Origin of the sequence: Enterobacter sp. MEB024, assembly GCF_030209635.1 — a bacterium.
Taxonomy (GTDB): Bacteria; Pseudomonadota; Gammaproteobacteria; order Enterobacterales; family Enterobacteriaceae; genus Enterobacter; species Enterobacter ludwigii.
On the sequence record NZ_JARVRQ010000010.1, the window covers coordinates 23,751 to 41,293 of the forward strand.

Here is a 17,543-nt window from a genome sequence, read left to right on the forward strand (position 1 = left end):
CAGGGAAAAGCAATGCCGATTTAACGCAATAAATTGCTAGATACGCCAGGTTTGATAGTATGCCGCATTTGAAATGCAAGTTAGCGCTTACTCGCTAACCCCTCAACCCACGGAGTTATCTCAAGGATGCGATTAACGACGAAGTTCTCGGCTTTTATCACCTTACTGACGGGGCTGACCATTTTTGTCACGCTCCTTGGCTGTTCACTGAGCTTTTATAACGCCATTCAGGACAAGTTGGTTAATCGGGTGCAGTCTGTCGCGTCGGTGATTGATAATCGTCTCCTCACCACCCCGCTGCCGGTGCTGTCCCGCGAGCTGGATGAGTTGATGGTGCCTGTCGATATTGTCCAAATCGACATTCTGCAGGGAAAGCATAATGTTTTAAGCCATGCCCGGCAGGACAGCTATCGGCCTGCGGGCGTGGTAAGCCAGTACCGGGAAGTGACGGTGCACTCCCTTAAAAACCCGGGCATGACCATAAACATGGTCTACCTCGATCCAATGGCCAGCTACTTCCGCTCGATGATGACCACCGCGCCGCTCACCGTCGCCGTCGCGTTTATTGTCCTGCTGATTTTCCTCGCGGTTCGCTGGCTGCGCCGTCAGCTCTCTGGTCAGGAACTGCTGGAGATGCGTTCCGTGCGAATACTGAACGGTGAACGCGGCCCGCAGGTGCGTGGCTCGATCCATGAATGGCCTGCGCGTGCCAGCAGTGCGCTGGATACGCTGCTCTCAGAAATTCAGTTCGCCAGCGACCAGCGCAGCCGTATGGACACACTGATCCGCTCTTACGCTGCGCAGGATAATAAAACCGGGCTGAACAACCGTCTTTTCTTTGATAATCAACTGGCCACGTTGCTGGACGATCCGGAAAAAGTCGGGACGCACGGTGTTGTCATGATGATTCGCCTGCCCGATTTCGATCTGCTGCGCGACACCTGGGGACAGCGCGTGGCGGAAGAGAATCTCTTTACGCTGATCAACCTGCTCTCCACCTTTATTATGCGTTATCCGGGTGCGCTGCTGGCTCGTTATCACCGCAGCGACTTTGCCGTGCTGCTGCCTCACCGTACGCTGAAAGAGTCAGAAAGCATCGCCAGCCAGCTGCTGAAAGCGGTGGATGCGCTGCCGCAGAGCAAAATGCTCGACAGGGACGATATGGTTCATATGGGCATCTGTGCCTGGCGCGGCGGCCAGTCGACGGAACAGGTGATGGAACATGCTGAAGCGGCAACCCGCAACGCCGTGTTGCAGGGCGCTAACGGCTGGGCTGTGTATGACGATTCGTTACCGGAAAAAGGGCGCGGCAATGTGCGCTGGCGAACGTTGATAGAGCAAATGCTCAGCCGCGGCGGGCCGCGCATTTATCAAAAACCGGCGGTGATGAAAAACGGGAACGTTCATCACCGTGAGCTGATGTGCCGTATTTTTGACGGTACGGAAGAGGTCATCTCCGCGGAATATTTACCGATGGTGCTGCAGTTTGGGCTTTCTGAAGAATATGACCGCCAGCAGATCACCCGACTCATGCCGTTTTTATCCTTCTGGCCCGAAGAAAACCTGGCGCTACAGGTTACCGTGGAGTCGTTAATTCGCCCGCGTTTTCAGCGCTGGTTGCGTGATACATTAATGCAATGCGAAAAATCGCAACGCAAACACATTATTTTTGAACTTGCTGAGGCGGATGTGGGTCAACACATCAGCCGGTTACGTCCGGTAGTACGGTTGATTAATGCGCTAGGTGCCCGTGTCGCGGTCACGCAGGCGGGTTTAACGCTGGTCAGTACTAACTGGATTAAGGAACTGGATGTGGAGTTATTAAAGCTGCATCCGGGGCTGGTAAGGAACATTGAAAAGCGCACAGAAAACCAGCTGCTGGTACAGAGTCTGGTAGAAGCGTGCAAGGGAACGCGAACACAAGTCTTTGCCACGGGCGTGCGCTCCAGAAGCGAATGGCAGATGTTGACAGAGCGCGGTGTGACGGGCGGTCAAGGGGATTTTTTTGCCTCCTCTCAGCCGCTTGACACCAATGTGAAAAAATATTTGCAAAGATACTCTGTTTGACCTGCCGTTTAATCCGTTTTCACGTAGAATATCGCGCCTGTAGCTTTGAGTATGACGAGCAAAAAGCCAGTGAACGACCCTTAGCGGGTTACAAATGTCAGTGAGGGACGCTACTGTGTACTCAGCCCTGAGGGAATCAGGGAAAGATTTGTAACATCAGGATACGTACTGCACAAATTTTCACCGCTGCAGATGATTTTTGCGCCTTGTCGCTGCTGCGTGTGGTTGGTAAAGTAAGCGGATTTTGTTTTCCGCCCCAGCTTTCAGGATTATCCCTTAGTATGTTGAAAAAATTTCGTGGCATGTTTTCCAATGACCTGTCCATTGACCTGGGTACCGCGAATACCCTTATTTACGTTAAAGGACAAGGCATCGTATTGAATGAGCCTTCCGTTGTGGCCATTCGTCAGGATCGTGCCGGCTCGCCGAAAAGCGTAGCCGCGGTGGGTCATGACGCGAAGCAGATGCTGGGACGTACCCCTGGCAACATCGCCGCAATCCGCCCAATGAAAGACGGCGTTATCGCTGACTTCTTCGTGACTGAAAAAATGCTTCAGCACTTCATCAAGCAGGTTCACAGCAACAGCTTCATGCGCCCAAGCCCGCGTGTTCTGGTGTGTGTGCCGGTTGGCGCCACCCAGGTTGAACGTCGCGCAATCCGTGAATCAGCCCAGGGTGCAGGCGCGCGTGAAGTGTTCCTGATTGAAGAGCCAATGGCGGCGGCAATCGGTGCGGGTCTGCCTGTTTCTGAAGCGACCGGTTCTATGGTGGTGGATATCGGTGGTGGTACCACTGAAGTGGCCGTTATCTCCCTGAACGGCGTGGTGTACTCCTCTTCCGTGCGTATCGGTGGCGATCGTTTCGACGAAGCCATCATTAATTATGTGCGTCGTAACTACGGTTCCCTGATCGGCGAAGCGACCGCTGAGCGTATCAAGCATGAAATCGGTTCCGCTTACCCGGGCGATGAAGTGCGTGAAATCGAAGTTCGCGGCCGTAACCTGGCTGAAGGTGTTCCACGCGGCTTTACCCTGAACTCCAACGAAATTCTGGAAGCGCTGCAGGAACCTCTGACCGGTATCGTGAGCGCAGTGATGGTTGCTCTGGAACAGTGCCCACCAGAACTGGCGTCTGACATCTCCGAGCGCGGTATGGTTCTGACCGGTGGTGGTGCGCTGCTGCGTAACCTCGACCGCCTGTTAATGGAAGAGACAGGTATTCCTGTCGTAGTTGCAGAAGATCCACTGACTTGCGTCGCCCGTGGTGGTGGCAAGGCGCTGGAAATGATCGACATGCACGGCGGCGACTTGTTCAGCGAAGAGTAGTCATTGTGAAAGGGTAGCGTATCGCTACCCTTTCTCTCTGACACGAGAATACGCATAGCCTATGAAGCCAATTTTTAGCCGTGGCCCATCGCTACAGTTTCGCCTCATTCTGGCGGTCCTGGTTGCGCTTGGGGTCATTATTGCCGATAGCCGCCTCGGTACGTTCAGTCAGATCAGAACGTACATGGATACCGCCGTCAGTCCTTTCTACTTTATTTCAAATGGTCCCCGTGAGTTGCTCGACTCCGTTTCTCAAACGTTGTCTTCACGTGACCAACTCGAACTCGAAAACCGGGCATTACGTCAGGAACTGCTGTTGAAAAACAGCGAGCTGCTGATGCTGGGACAATATAAGCAGGAAAACGCGCGTCTGCGCGAGCTGCTTGGCTCGCCGCTGCGTCAGGATGAGCAGAAGATGGTGACGCAGGTGATCTCCACCGTCAACGATCCTTACAGCGATCAGGTAGTGATCGACAAAGGAAGCGTGAACGGTGTGTATGAAGGTCAGCCTGTTATCAGTGATAAAGGCGTTGTAGGCCAGGTTGTTGCTGTGGCCAAACTGACCAGCCGCGTTCTGCTGATCTGCGATGCCACGCATGCGCTGCCGATTCAGGTACTGCGTAATGACATTCGCGTCATCGCGGCCGGTAACGGGTGTACCGACGATCTCCAGCTGGAACATCTGCCGGCTAACACGGACATTCGTGTGGGCGACGTTCTGGTGACGTCGGGTCTGGGTGGACGTTTCCCTGAAGGGTATCCGGTTGCGGTTGTCTCTTCGGTGAAGCTTGATACGCAGCGTGCCTATACCGTGATTCAGGCGCGTCCAACCGCGGGGTTACAGCGTCTTCGCTACCTGCTGCTGCTGTGGGGCGCCGACCGCAATGGTGCTAACCCCATGACGCCTGAAGATGTTCATCGCGTCGCGAATGAACGCCTGATGCAAATGATGCCGCAGGTTCTGCCGGCACCGGATGCCATGGGACCCCCTGCGCCAGTACCGGCCCCTGCTACGGGGCTAACGCAGCCGCTGCCGGATGCACCGCCACCGCCTAAACTCTCCTCGGGAGGGCAGTAGTGGCAAGTTACCGTAGCCAGGGACGCTGGGTTATCTGGCTCTCATTTCTCATTGCGCTGTTACTGCAAATCATGCCCTGGCCGGACGACATTCTCGTTTTCCGGCCAAACTGGGTATTGCTCATTTTGCTCTACTGGATCCTTGCCCTGCCGCACCGCGTAAATGTCGGCACAGGTTTTGTGATGGGTGCCATACTGGATCTCATTAGTGGCTCTACGCTTGGCGTGCGCGCCTTATCCATGAGTATTATTGCGTACCTCGTCGCACTTAAATTCCAGCTCTTTCGTAACCTCGCGCTCTGGCAACAGGCGCTGGTGGTGATGTTGTTGTCGCTTGCTGCGGATATCGTTGTTTTCTGGGCAGAGTTTTTAGTGATCAACGTCTCTTTCCGACCGGAAGTGTTCTGGAGTAGTGTAGTAAACGGTGTGCTCTGGCCGTGGCTGTTCCTGCTGATGCGTAAGGTTCGCCAGCAGTTTGCTGTGCAATAAAAGGTTTCTATGACGTCTCTATATCTTGCTTCTGGTTCTCCGCGTCGTCAGGAGTTGCTCACTCAGCTGGGCGTCTCCTTTGAACGCATTGTTACGGGCATCGAAGAGAAACGCGCTGAAGGCGAAAGTGCCCAGCAGTACGTTTCTCGACTGGCGCGTGAGAAAGCGCAGGCAGGCGTGGCGCAAACGCCGCGTGACTTGCCGGTGCTGGGGGCAGATACCATCGTTATTCTTAACGGTGAAGTGCTTGAGAAACCGCACGACGCTGAACATGCGGCGCGCATGCTGCGCAAAATGTCCGGACAAACACATCAGGTAATGACCGCCGTCGCGCTGGCGGACAGCCAGCACGTGCTGGATTGCCTGGTGGTGACGGACGTGACATTCAGAGTGCTTACCGACGACGAGATCGCCGCTTATATCACCAGCGGTGAACCGATGGATAAGGCAGGTGCATACGGTATTCAGGGGCTGGGTGGCTGTTTTGTCAGGAAGATTAATGGCAGCTATCACGCCGTAGTCGGCTTACCGCTGGTGGAAACGTATGAGTTGCTGAGCAATTTTAACTCACTGCGTGAGGGAAGGGATAATTATGACGGCTGAATTGTTGGTAAACGTAACGCCATCGGAAACCCGTGTGGCCTATATTGATGGTGGCATTCTTCAGGAAATTCATATTGAGCGTGAAGCGCGGCGCGGAATAGTAGGCAATATCTACAAAGGTCGTGTCAGTCGTGTACTACCGGGTATGCAGGCGGCTTTTGTAGATATTGGACTGGATAAGGCGGCATTTTTACATGCCTCCGACATTATGCCGCATACCGAGTGCGTCGCGGGCGAAGAGCAAAAGCAGTTTGCCGTGCGCGATATCTCCGAACTGGTGCGTCAGGGCCAGGATCTGATGGTGCAGGTCGTCAAAGATCCGCTGGGCACGAAAGGCGCCCGTCTGACGACCGACATTACCTTGCCTTCCCGTTATCTGGTCTTTATGCCTGGCGCGTCGCACGTGGGCGTTTCGCAGCGCATTGAGAGCGAAAGCGAGCGCGAGCGTCTTAAAAAAGTGGTCAGCGCTTACTGCGATGAACAGGGCGGGTTTATCATCCGTACCGCCGCAGAAGGGATCAGTGAAGACGATCTGGCGTCTGATGCGGCTTATCTCAAGCGCGTCTGGACCAAAGTCATGGAGCGTAAAAAACGCAACCAGACCCGCTACCAGCTTTACGGCGAACTGGCGCTTGCTCAGCGCGTCCTGCGTGATTTTGCCGATGCACAGCTCGACAGAATTCGCGTGGATTCCCGCCTGACCTATGAAGCACTGCTGGAATTTACCGCCGAATACATTCCCGAAATGCCTGGCCTGCTGGAGCATTACACGGGGCGTCAGCCTATCTTCGATCTCTATGACGTCGAAAATGAGATCCAGCGAGCGCTGGAACGCAAGGTTGAACTGAAGTCCGGCGGCTATCTGATCATCGATCAGACCGAAGCGATGACGACGGTGGATATCAACACCGGCGCGTTTGTCGGCCATCGCAACCTGGATGACACCATCTTTAATACCAACATCGAAGCCACGCAGGCCATCGCCCGCCAGCTTCGCCTGCGCAATCTGGGTGGCATTATCATCATCGACTTTATCGATATGAGTAATGAAGACCATCGCCGTCGTGTGCTGCACTCGCTGGAGCAGGCACTGAGTAAAGATCGCGTGAAAACCAGCATCAACGGCTTCTCACAGCTGGGGCTGGTGGAAATGACGCGTAAGCGTACCCGCGAAAGCGTGGAGCACGTGCTGTGCAATGAATGCCCAACCTGCCACGGACGTGGCACAGTAAAGACGGTTGAGACCGTCTGCTACGAGATCATGCGTGAAATCGTTCGCGTTCATCATGCCTACGACTCCGATCGTTTTCTGGTCTATGCTTCCCCTGCGGTGGCTGAAGCGCTGAAAGGCGAAGAGTCGCACGCGCTGGCGGAAGTGGAAATCTTTGTCGGCAAACAGGTAAAAGTTCAAATCGAACCGCTCTATAACCAGGAGCAGTTTGACGTCGTGATGATGTAAGACGCGGTACGCCGCGTGACCAAAGCTGACAAGGAGAGATGAGTGAGGCGATTGCCGGGGATTTTATTGCTTACAGGGGCAACGCTGGTCGTGATTGTCGCGTTGCTCGTGAGCGGGCTGCGCCTCGTTTTACCGCATCTGGACAGCTGGCGTCCGCAGCTGCTGGCAAAAATCGAATCCACCACCGGTGTCCCGGTGGACGTGAGCCAGATAAGCGCCAGCTGGCAGAATTTTGGCCCGACGCTTGATGTCCGGGATATCAATGCCAGCCTGAAAGATGGCGGCTATCTGAAAATCAAACGCGTTACCCTGGCGCTGGATGTCTGGCAAAGCCTGCTCCATTTTCGCTGGCAGTTCCGCGATCTCACCTTTTATCAGCTTCAGTTTCTGACCAATACCCCGCTGTCCGGCGGCGATAGCAATCAGAGCCTTGAAACCAACCGCTTCAGCGATCTCTTCCTGCGTCAGTTCGATCATTTCGATCTGCGCGACAGCGAAGTGAGCTTTATTACCCTCTCCGGGCAGCGCGCTGAACTGGCGATCCCACAGCTGACCTGGCTCAACGGCAAAGAACGCCATCGCGCGGAAGGACAGGTGAATCTCTCCAGCCTGAACGGCCAGCACGGCGTGATGCAGGTTCGTATGGATCTGCGCGACGACGACGGTTTGTTAAATAACGGCAAGGTATGGCTGCAGGCCGACGACGTGGATGTTAAGCCGTGGCTCGGCGACTGGTTACAGCAAAATATGCAGCTGGAAACCGCCCGTTTTAGCCTTGAAGGCTGGATGACCCTGACGAAAGGGGTATTTGCCAGCGGCGATATCTGGCTTAAGCAGGGGGGCGCAAGCTGGAAGGGCGAAAAACAGCAGCATCAACTTTCGGTCGATAACCTCACCGCGCACGTGACGAAAGAGAAAGAGGGCTGGCAGTTTGCCATTCCGGACACACGCATCACCATGGATAACAAACCCTGGCCGCGCGGTGCTCTGACGCTGGCCTGGATGCCGGAGCAGGATGTCGGTGGGGCGACCAGCAAACGCAGTGACGAGCTGCGTATTCGCGCCAGCAACCTTGATCTGGCCGCAATAGAAGGTCTGCGCTCGATGGCCGCCAAGCTCTCTCCGGACCTGGGGGAGATCTGGCTGGCAACGCAGCCAAGCGGAAAGATAGATTCGCTGGCGCTGGATATCCCGCTTCAGGCCACGGAAAAGACCCGTTTTCAGGCCGCATGGAAAGGTCTGGCCTGGAAGCAGTGGAAGATGTTACCGGGCGCGGAAAACTTCAGCGGTAAGCTGGAAGGGAGCGTTGAGAACGGCAGGCTAACGGTCGATATGCATGACGCCAGAATGCCTTACGAAACGGTCTTCCGTGCGCCGCTGGAAATTGAACAAGGCAATGCGGTGCTCAACTGGCTGCGTAACGATAAAGGCTTCCAGCTGGATGGGCGCCATATCGATGTGAAAGCCAAAGCGGTGCATGCGCGTGGCGATTTCCGCTATCTGCAGCCTGAAGGTGAAGAGCCGTGGCTGGGTATTCTGGCCGGGATCAGCACTAACGACGGTTCTCAGGCCTGGCGCTACTTCCCCGAGAACCTGATGGGCAAAGCGCTGGTAGACTATCTGAGCGGCGCGATCCAGGGCGGTCAGGCGGATAATGCCACCCTGGTCTACGGCGGTAATCCGCATCTTTTCCCGTACAAGCACAATGAAGGTCAATTCCAGGTGCTGGTGCCGCTGCACAATGCCACCTTTGCCTTCCAGCCGGGCTGGCCTGCGCTGAAAAATCTCGACATTGAACTTAATTTTATCAATGACGGATTATGGATGAAGGCAGACAACGTGGCGCTGGGCGGCGTAACGGCCAGTAACCTGACGGCAAACATTCCGGATTACTCAAAAGAGAAGCTTTTGATTGATGCCGACATTAACGGCCCCGGGAAAGCGGTCGGCCCCTATTTTGAAGACACGCCGCTGAAAGAGTCACTGGCAGCCACCCTTCAGCAGCTGCAGCTGGATGGCGATGTGAGTGCTCGCTTACATCTTGATATCCCGCTCGACGGTGAAATGACCACCGCCAAAGGCGACGTCCGTCTCAATAACAACAGCCTGTATATTAAGCCGCTTGAAAGCACCCTGAAGAATCTCAGCGGGCAATTTAGCTTTGAGAACGGTAATCTGAAGAGCGAGCCGCTCACGGCCAGCTGGTTTAATCAGCCTGTGAATATTGATTTCTCGACCACCGAGGGCGAGAAAGCTTATCAGGTAGCCGTCAACCTGGACGGCAACTGGCAGCCATCGCGCATGGATGTTCTGCCGAAGCCGATTGAGGAGTCCGTTAACGGTACAGTCTCCTGGAATGGCAAGGTGGCAATTGAACTGCCTTATCACGCCGGTGCGCGCTATAAAGTTGATATCACCGGCGATCTGAAAAACATTCAGAGCCAGTTGCCTGCACCGCTGGATAAATCGTCCGGTCAACCCCTGCCAATAAAGGTTAACGTCGATGGCAATCTTAACAGCTTCGCGCTGACCGGCAGTGCGGGTGAGAAAAACCATTTCAACAGCCGCTGGCTGCTTAACCGTAAGCTCACGCTCGACAGAGCCATCTGGACGACGGACAGCCGTACCACGCCGCCGCTGCCCGATCACACCGGCATTGAGCTTAATCTGCCACCAATGGACGGGGCCGAGTGGCTGGCTCTGTTCCAGAAGGGCGTAGGCCAAAACGTTGATGAGGCTGCCCAGTTCCCGCAGAGCATTACTGTTCGTACGCCGTCGCTGATGCTGGGTGGACAGCAGTGGAATAACCTGAGCATTGTTTCGCAGCCCACGGCGAACGGGTCAAAAGTCGAAGCCCAGGGCCGGGAGATCAATGGCACGCTGACCATGCGCGACAACGCGCCGTGGCAGGCGGCGATTCGCTATCTTTACTACAACCCGGCCACCGCGAGCGGAAAAGATCGTCCGTCAAATACGGCGCCGTTGAATAACCCAACCCGTATCGACTTCAGCGGCTGGCCCGATCTCCAGCTACGCTGTGCTGAGTGCTGGCTTTGGGGTCAAAAGTATGGCCGTATTGACGGCGATTTCGCCATTAAGGGGAATACGCTGAGCCTTGCGGGCGGGCTTATCGACACCGGCTTTGGCCGTCTGAGGGCCGCCGGGGAGTGGGTTAATAACCCGGGCGAGCAGCGAACCTCTTTGAAGGGCGACATCAAGGGCAATAAACTGGATTCCGTGGCTAACTTCTTTGGCATCAGCACGCCGCTGCGGGGGTCATCATTTGACGTGAATTACGATCTCCACTGGCGTGCGGCACCGTGGACGCCGGATGAAGCCTCACTGAACGGCATTCTGAAAACCCGCTTTGGCAAGGGTGAGATTGCCGATGTGAGTACCGGGCATGCGGGCCAGATACTGCGTCTGTTGAGCTTTGATGCCCTGCTGCGTAAGCTGCGTTTCGACTTTAGCGATACCTTCAGCGAAGGTTTCTATTATGACTCCATCCGCAGTACGGCATGGATCAAAGACGGGGTGCTGCATACCGACGATACGCTGGTGGACGGCCTGGAAGCGGATATTGCGATGAAAGGCTCGGTCAACCTCGTGCGCCGCGAACTGGATATGGAAGCGGTGGTGGCACCTGAAATTTCTGCCACCGTCGGCGTGGCGGCGGCTTTTGTGGTGAACCCGATTGTCGGTGCGGCGGTGTTTGCCGCCAGTAAAGTGCTGGGGCCGCTGTGGAGCAAAGTCTCTATTCTGCGCTATCGCATCACCGGGCCGGTGGATAAACCGCAGATTAATGAAGTGTTGCGCCAGCCGCGCAAAGATGCACAGCAATGATTTGACGTGGGCAGGTAATTGCCTCACTCTCAATAAATACGATTTATATACCGCCACGGGCGGCAACGAACGAGTAGCAATACGATGAGTCTGAACCTGGTAAGTGAACATTTGCTCGCAGTGAACGGCCTGAGCCATCAGGACCTGTTCTCCATTCTTGGTCAACTGACCGAACGCCGTCTCGACTACGGCGATCTCTATTTCCAGTCGAGCTATCACGAATCCTGGGTTTTAGAAGACAGCATCATTAAAGATGGCTCTTATAACATTGACCAGGGTGTCGGTGTACGTGCCGTCAGCGGCGAGAAAACCGGTTTTGCTTATGCCGACCAGATTAGCCTGGCCGCACTGGAGCAGAGCGCGCTGGCCGCGCGGACTATCGTGCGCGAAACCGGTGACGGTCGCGTGAAGACGCTGGGCGAAGTGCAGCACTCTGCGCTATATACCAGTATCGATCCCCTGCAGAGCATGAGCCGTGAAGAGAAACTGGATATCCTGCGTCGCGTGGATAAAGTCGCACGCGCTGCGGATAAACGCGTGCAGGAAGTCTCTGCCAGCCTGAGCGGTGTCTATGAACTGATCCTGGTCGCGGCGACAGACGGCACGCTGGCAGCGGATGTGCGTCCGCTGGTACGTCTTTCTGTCAGCGTGCAGGTTGAAGACGACGGTAAACGTGAGCGCGGTTCAAGCGGTGGCGGCGGTCGTTTTGGTTATGACTGGTTCCTGGGCGATGTTGACGGTGAAGCACGCGCTGACGCGTGGGCAAAAGAAGCCGTGCGCATGGCGCTGGTGAACCTGTCTGCCGTGGCGGCACCCGCCGGTACATTGCCGGTGGTACTCGGCGCAGGCTGGCCTGGCGTGCTGCTGCACGAAGCGGTGGGCCACGGCCTGGAAGGCGATTTTAACCGTCGCGGCACCTCCGTATTCAGCGGCCAGATGGGACAACGCGTCTCATCTGAACTCTGTACCGTGGTTGATGACGGCACGATGCAGGATCGCCGTGGCTCGATTTCAATCGACGATGAAGGTACGCCCGGGCAGTACAACGTGCTGATTGAAAATGGCGTCCTGAAAGGCTACATGCAGGACAAACTCAACGCGCGTCTGATGGGCGTTGCGCCAACGGGCAACGGCCGTCGTGAATCCTACGCGCATCTGCCGATGCCGCGTATGACGAACACCTACATGTTGCCGGGTAAATCCACACCGCAGGAGATCATCGAGTCCGTTGATTACGGCATCTTCGCGCCAAACTTTGGTGGCGGTCAGGTAGATATCACCTCCGGTAAGTTCGTCTTCTCCACTTCAGAAGCGTATCTGATTGAGAAAGGCAAAGTGACCAAAGCGGTGAAGGGGGCGACCCTGATTGGCTCCGGTATTGAAGCCATGCAGCAGATCTCCATGGTCGGTAACGATCTGAAACTGGATAACGGCGTTGGTGTTTGCGGTAAAGAGGGCCAGAGCCTGCCGGTTGGCGTCGGTCAGCCAACGCTGAAAGTGGATAACCTGACGGTGGGCGGCACCGCCTGACCTGAACCAATCTTAAAAAATGGCGCGACTGTAAAAGTCGCGCCATTTTTTTTAACGTGCGTTACCCAGCGGGATCTCCGGGTCGGGCTCGTGCGTGATGCGGTTGCGAAGGTCACGACGAATGATTTCAATCGACCAGAACCAGATCAAATGCCCCACGATCTCTGAGACGTGTTCGTACCAGGGCAGTTCGAACAGCGGGGGTGTCAGCCCCATCAGCGGGAAGGAGATCATGTGAACAAAAAGCTGCGCTAACGCACCCGCCAGTAAACCTTGCCAGAGTTTAATTTTCGGGAAGACTTCAGCAACTACACAATACCCTACAGCAAAGACGATAGAGAAAATAATATGTGTTACGCCGACCGCGTTAAATATATGGCCGGCAAAGGTATAAACCGCGGCGTTAGGGTCAGCAATGCCCAGCCAGTCGCGTAAAAATACATAAGGAGGATTTAAAAAATTGCGGGAACAATCAATCTGACCTGCGGCTCTTATTAATTGTTCCGGTCCGCATGCGCTGGTGAATAAATCGGTAGGGCTTCGTGGCGGAAGCGGCACCTCTGCTCCCCATTTTACGAAGGCGGAGACAATCCCTGCAATCAAACCAATGAACGCGGCGAGTCCATAGCGCCTGCGTGAAGGCGGTGTTTGTTCAAATATATTCATTTCTTTTCCTTGTTTAAGGTCATCCTGAGAAATACATTTTATTATTCATATCAGTAACAAATTAATAACAGCCTGACTGTCAGACTGTTTATAAGGTAAGGCGCAGATGGCGGCAGTGTCAATTCGCTATTCCTGACAGGGGTGAAGGAATATTCCTGAATGACGGTCTGTATCATCCTGGAATATTCATTGCAAATATACTTTTGGGAAATTAAAGGTTATTCCTTTCGTCTTTCGCGCATTCCCTGAAACAGCTCCGCCACGTCCACAAAATACTCGGTCAGATAGTTTATGCACACCTGAACCTTGAGCGGCAGTTTGTCTTTCTCGGTGTACAACGCGTACACCGGACGCGGATCGGACTGATAGCGCGGGAAGAGGATCTCCAGTACACCGCTGTTGATCTCGTTGATTACCCACATTAACGGCACATACGCGATCCCGGCGCCGGCCACCAGCCAGCGCGAGATGGTCATCGGATCGTTGGTGACGAACCGTCCTTCCGGCAGCAGTCTGGTGGAAATCCCTTCCGGGGCAATCAGCTCAAATTCATTGTCGGGGCGAACGCTGTACTCCAGCCAGGAGTGGTTGGTGAGATCAGCGGGTTTCTCCGGTACCCCGTACTGAGCCAGATAGCTTTTCGAGGCGCAGACCACCATTGGCATACTGCCCAGCCGCCGGGAGAAGAGGCTGGAGTCCTGCAATGCCCCCACGCGGATCACCACGTCCAGCCCGTCGGCAATCAGGTCCGGGGCGGGAATGCCCGTGACCAGATTGACGGTTAATCCCGGGTACTCTTTCAGCATGTCAGCGGTCATGGCGGCGAGAACATTTTGTGCCATAGTTGAAGAACAACCGATGCGCAGCGTACCGATAGGCGTGTTGTTGAAGGCGTAAAGTTGTTCGTGCACATCCTGCACTTCGAGCAGCATGCGGCGACAACCCTGATAGTAAATCTTACCCGCTTCCGTCAGACCAATGCTGCGGGTGCTGCGGTTGAGTAGCTTGACCTGCAGCTCATCTTCCAGTTTGGACACGGTCTGGCTGATGGAAGAGACGCTCATCTGAAGCTGACGTGCAGCGGCGGTAAAAGAGCCAAGTTCAACCACTTTGGCAAAGACCGACATCCGTTTTAGACGTTCCATTGTTAACTCTGACTTAAAAGTGATTTAGATCACATATTATAGATAACAGCATAACAGTTACGTTAATATATTATTAATTACATAACGGCTGCGCCATTCTCGCCCGGCGTTTCTTGCTCTCCTGCGGTGGCGTGCGCTAAAAAAGTCTGAAGCCTGCACTCTCTCTAATCAAGGTCAACATGAGTCTGTTTCCCGTTATCGTGGTGTTCGGTTTGTCGTTCCCACCGATATTTTTCGAGCTTCTTTTATCACTGGCGATTTTCTGGCTGGTGCGCAAGGTGCTGGTCCCCACCGGGATCTACGATTTTGTCTGGCATCCTGCATTGTTCAATACCGCGCTGTATTGCTGCCTGTTTTACCTGATATCGCGCATGTTTGTCTGAGGTTGATGTGAAAACGCTAACAAGAAAAATCTCCCGCACTGCCATCACCATGGCGCTCGTTATCCTCGCGTTCATCGCTATTTTCCGCGCCTGGGTCTATTACACTGAATCACCGTGGACGCGTGATGCACGCTTTAGCGCCGATGTCGTGGCAATCGCCCCCGACGTGGCGGGTCTCATCACTGCGGTCAATGTCCACGATAACCAGCTGGTGAAAAAAGATCAGGTACTGTTCACCATCGACCAGCCTCGTTATCAGAAAGCGTTAGAAGAAGCCGAAGCGGATGTGGCCTATTATCAGGCGCTGGCTTCCGAGAAACGCCGTGAGGCAGGTCGCCGTAACCAACTGGGTGTTCAGGCGATGTCCCGCGAAGAGATTGACCAGTCCAATAACGTCCTGCAAACCGTGCTGCATCAGCTGGCCAAAGCGCAAGCGACGCGCGATCTTGCCCGGCTCGATCTTGAGCGCACCGTGATCCGCGCACCAGCCGATGGCTGGATCACCAACCTGAATGTTTATGCCGGGGAGTTTATCACCCGCGGCTCAACCGCCGTGGCGCTGGTTAAACAGAACTCCTTCTACGTGCTCGCCTATATGGAAGAAACCAAACTGGAAGGCGTGCGTCCGGGGTTCCGGGCTGAAATTACGCCGCTTGGCAGCAACCGAGTGCTGAAAGGCACCGTCGACAGCGTAGCAGCGGGGGTCACTAACTCCAGCAGCTCTAACGATACTAAAGGGATGGCGACGGTGGATTCCAACCTGGAATGGGTACGTCTGGCCCAGCGTGTGCCGGTGCGTATCCATCTGGATGAACAGCAGGGCAATCTGTGGCCTGCCGGGACCACAGCGACGGTGGTGATCACCGGTGAAAAAGACCGTGACGCCAGCCAGGACTCCATCTTCCGTAAAATTGCCCATCGCCTGCGCGAGTTTGGTTAATCGTTATGGGTATCTTTTCCATCGCCAGCCAACACATTCGCTTCGCCGTTAAGCTGGCGTGTGCCATTGTGCTGGCGCTGTTTGTCGGCTTCCACTTTCAGCTGGAAACCCCCCGCTGGGCCGTACTGACGGCGGCAATTGTCGCGGCAGGGCCTGCCTTTGCTGCGGGCGGGGAACCTTACTCCGGAGCGATCCGCTACCGTGGGATGCTGCGCATCATCGGGACATTTATTGGCTGTTTCGCCGCACTGACCATCATCATATTGATGATCCGCACGCCGCTGCTGATGCTGATGGTGTGCTGTATCTGGGCGGGCTTCTGCACCTGGCTCTCGTCACTGGTGAAAGTGGAGAACTCCTACGCCTGGGGGCTGGCCGGTTATACCGCGCTGATTATTATCATCACCATTCAAAGCGAACCGCTGCTTGCCCCACAGTTTGCCGTGGAACGCTGCAGTGAGATTGTCATCGGTATTGTCAGTGCGATTGTCGCTGACCTGCTTTTCTCTCCTCGCTCCATTAAGCAGGAAGTGGATCGTGAACTGGATGCGCTGATTGTTGCCCAGTATCAGTTGATGCAGCTCTGTATTAAGCATGGTGACAGCGAAGAGGTGGATAAAGCCTGGAGCGCTCTGGTGCGCCGCACCACGGCGCTGGAAGGAATGCGCAGCAATCTGAACATGGAGTCTTCGCGCTGGGCCCGTGCCAACCGACGCCTTAAAGCCATCAACACCGTCTCCTTAACGCTGATTACCCAGGCGTGTGAAACCTATCTGATCCAAAACACCCGCCCGGACGCGGTAACCGATACCTTCCGCGAGCTGTTTGCGGAGCCGGTGGAAACCGTTCAGGACGTACACAAACAGCTTAAACGCATGCGCCGGGTCATTGCCTGGACCGGGGATCGTGATACGCCAGTGACGATCTATACCTGGGTCGGGGCCGCGACGCGCTACCTGTTGCTGAAACGCGGTGTGATCAGTAACACCAAAATCAGCGCGGTAGAAGAAGAGGTGCTGCAGGGTGAAGTGGTGATCAAGGCAGAATCCGCCGAACGCCATCACGCAATGGTTAACTTCTGGCGTACAACGCTTGCCTGTATGCTCGGCACGCTGTTCTGGCTGTGGACCGGCTGGACCTCCGGCAGCGGCGCGATGGTGATGATCGCCGTCGTTACCGCGTTGGCGATGCGTCTTCCGAATCCGCGCATGGTGGCCATTGATTTCCTGTTCGGCACAATTGCTGCACTGCCGATTGGCGCGTTCTATTTTCTGGTGATCATTCCCTCAACCCAGCAGAGCATGTTACTGCTCTGTATTAGCCTCGCGGTGATGGCATTCTTTATCGGAATCGAAGTGCAAAAGCGCCGGCTGGGTTCATTGGGTGCCCTGGCCAGTACGATTAACATCATTGTGCTGGATAACCCGATGACCTTCCATTTTAGCCAGTTCTTAGACAGCGCCTTAGGTCAGCTGGTGGGTTGTTTCCTGGCGATGATGGTCATTCTGCTGGTACGGGATAACTCTCAGGCACGGACGGGCCGCGTGCTGTTGAATCAGTTTGTCTCGGCTGCCGTGTCGTCCATGACCACCAATACCGCGCGTCGCAAAGAGAACCACCTGCCGGCGCTCTATCAGCAGCTGTTTTTACTGCTGAACAAGTTCCCGGGTGACATCGCCAAGTTCCGTCTGGCCTTGACCATGATTATCGCGCACCAGCGTTTGCGTAATGCCCCCGTGCCCATCAATGACGATCTGTCGGCTTTCCACCGCCAGCTGCGTCGGACGGCCGACCACGTGCTTTCCGCCTCCAGCGATGACAAACGACGTCGTTACTTTAAGCAATTGCTTGAAGAGTTGGATATCTACCAGGAGAAGCTGAAAGTCTGGGAAGCTCCACCTCAGGTGACAGAGCCGGTAGGACGGCTGGTGTTTATGCTGCATCGCTATCAGAACGCCCTTACGGATAACTGACTGAAGTAAAAAAGCCGACGCCAAAAGCGTCGGTTTTTTTGTG

General features: G+C 55.1%; 13 protein-coding genes. 11 read left to right on the forward strand and 2 right to left on the reverse strand.

All coding sequences use genetic code 11. The features are described 5' to 3' along the window. The first annotated feature begins 126 nt into the window (after positions 1-126). From csrD to tldD, 8 genes are all read left to right on the forward strand, one after another. Positions 127-2,067 carry an RNase E specificity factor CsrD gene (csrD, locus tag QRN24_RS16320; protein WP_044857343.1) on the forward strand — a complete coding sequence of 647 codons (1,941 nt, stop codon included), beginning with the start codon at positions 127-129 and terminating at the stop codon, positions 2,065-2,067. 281 nt (positions 2,068-2,348) lie between these two features. Then, positions 2,349-3,392, forward strand: coding sequence for a rod shape-determining protein MreB (gene mreB, locus QRN24_RS16325; protein ID WP_000913396.1), 1,044 nt, complete (start codon positions 2,349-2,351; stop codon positions 3,390-3,392). Positions 3,393-3,453: 61 nt separating this feature from the next. Continuing rightward, on the forward strand, positions 3,454-4,470 hold the full coding sequence (gene mreC / locus QRN24_RS16330; RefSeq protein ID WP_014171860.1) for a rod shape-determining protein MreC: 1,017 nt from the start codon (positions 3,454-3,456) through the stop codon (positions 4,468-4,470). Then, the gene (gene mreD / locus QRN24_RS16335) at positions 4,470-4,958 is read left to right on the forward strand and encodes a rod shape-determining protein MreD (RefSeq protein WP_014071997.1); all 489 of its coding nucleotides are present in this window, start codon (positions 4,470-4,472) and stop codon (positions 4,956-4,958) included. The genes mreC and mreD overlap by 1 nt, the downstream gene beginning before the upstream one ends. A 9-nt stretch (positions 4,959-4,967) precedes the next feature. Beyond that, positions 4,968-5,561, forward strand: coding sequence for a Maf family protein (locus QRN24_RS16340; protein ID WP_014171859.1), 594 nt, complete (start codon positions 4,968-4,970; stop codon positions 5,559-5,561). Next, the gene (gene rng / locus QRN24_RS16345) at positions 5,551-7,020 is read left to right on the forward strand and encodes a ribonuclease G (RefSeq protein WP_014885432.1); all 1,470 of its coding nucleotides are present in this window, start codon (positions 5,551-5,553) and stop codon (positions 7,018-7,020) included. The genes QRN24_RS16340 and rng overlap by 11 nt, the downstream gene beginning before the upstream one ends. 42 nt (positions 7,021-7,062) lie before the next feature. Continuing rightward, the gene (gene yhdP / locus QRN24_RS16350; protein ID WP_284942884.1) at positions 7,063-10,863 is read left to right on the forward strand and encodes an AsmA2 domain-containing protein YhdP; all 3,801 of its coding nucleotides are present in this window, start codon (positions 7,063-7,065) and stop codon (positions 10,861-10,863) included. An 84-nt stretch (positions 10,864-10,947) separates the two neighbouring features. Beyond that, positions 10,948-12,393: a metalloprotease TldD gene (gene tldD / locus QRN24_RS16355; RefSeq protein WP_251858903.1), complete on the forward strand. Its 1,446-nt coding sequence runs from the start codon at positions 10,948-10,950 to the stop codon at positions 12,391-12,393. Between the two features lie 51 nt (positions 12,394-12,444). On the opposite strand, the gene QRN24_RS16360 is transcribed toward tldD, so the two are convergent. Next, on the reverse strand, positions 12,445-13,059 hold the full coding sequence (locus tag QRN24_RS16360) for a YagU family protein (RefSeq protein ID WP_020883508.1): 615 nt from the start codon (positions 13,057-13,059) through the stop codon (positions 12,445-12,447). 218 nt (positions 13,060-13,277) lie between these two features. Further along, positions 13,278-14,204 carry an HTH-type transcriptional activator AaeR gene (gene aaeR / locus QRN24_RS16365; protein WP_014171854.1) on the reverse strand — a complete coding sequence of 309 codons (927 nt, stop codon included), beginning with the start codon at positions 14,202-14,204 and terminating at the stop codon, positions 13,278-13,280. Between the two features lie 179 nt (positions 14,205-14,383). Here aaeR and aaeX point away from each other — a divergent pair, with 179 nt between their 5' ends. Genes aaeX through aaeB form a run of 3 tightly spaced genes read left to right on the forward strand, consistent with a single transcriptional unit; the run spans position 14,384 to position 17,500 of the window. Beyond that, the gene (gene aaeX, locus QRN24_RS16370; RefSeq protein WP_003860416.1) at positions 14,384-14,587 is read left to right on the forward strand and encodes a p-hydroxybenzoic acid efflux pump operon protein AaeX; all 204 of its coding nucleotides are present in this window, start codon (positions 14,384-14,386) and stop codon (positions 14,585-14,587) included. Positions 14,588-14,594: 7 nt separating this feature from the next. After that, positions 14,595-15,527, forward strand: coding sequence for a p-hydroxybenzoic acid efflux pump subunit AaeA (gene aaeA, locus QRN24_RS16375; RefSeq protein ID WP_020883509.1), 933 nt, complete (start codon positions 14,595-14,597; stop codon positions 15,525-15,527). Positions 15,528-15,532: 5 nt separating this feature from the next. Then, positions 15,533-17,500: a p-hydroxybenzoic acid efflux pump subunit AaeB gene (gene aaeB, locus QRN24_RS16380; RefSeq protein ID WP_014171852.1), complete on the forward strand. Its 1,968-nt coding sequence runs from the start codon at positions 15,533-15,535 to the stop codon at positions 17,498-17,500. The last annotated feature ends 43 nt before the right edge of the window (positions 17,501-17,543 follow it).

Excerpts from the sequence above, each read along its gene's own strand:
- csrD (WP_044857343.1), top strand. The coding sequence starts at position 127 with ATGCGATTAACGACGAAGTTCTCGGCTTTTATCACCTTACTGACGGGG.
- mreB (WP_000913396.1), top strand. The coding sequence starts at position 2,349 with ATGTTGAAAAAATTTCGTGGCATGTTTTCCAATGACCTGTCCATTGAC.
- mreC (WP_014171860.1), top strand. The coding sequence starts at position 3,454 with ATGAAGCCAATTTTTAGCCGTGGCCCATCGCTACAGTTTCGCCTCATT.
- QRN24_RS16340 (WP_014171859.1), top strand. The coding sequence starts at position 4,968 with ATGACGTCTCTATATCTTGCTTCTGGTTCTCCGCGTCGTCAGGAGTTG.
- rng (WP_014885432.1), top strand. The coding sequence starts at position 5,551 with ATGACGGCTGAATTGTTGGTAAACGTAACGCCATCGGAAACCCGTGTG.
- tldD (WP_251858903.1), top strand. The coding sequence starts at position 10,948 with ATGAGTCTGAACCTGGTAAGTGAACATTTGCTCGCAGTGAACGGCCTG.
- QRN24_RS16360 (WP_020883508.1), bottom strand. The coding sequence starts at position 13,059 with ATGAATATATTTGAACAAACACCGCCTTCACGCAGGCGCTATGGACTC.
- aaeR (WP_014171854.1), bottom strand. The coding sequence starts at position 14,204 with ATGGAACGTCTAAAACGGATGTCGGTCTTTGCCAAAGTGGTTGAACTT.
- aaeX (WP_003860416.1), top strand. The coding sequence starts at position 14,384 with ATGAGTCTGTTTCCCGTTATCGTGGTGTTCGGTTTGTCGTTCCCACCG.
- aaeB (WP_014171852.1), top strand. The coding sequence starts at position 15,533 with ATGGGTATCTTTTCCATCGCCAGCCAACACATTCGCTTCGCCGTTAAG.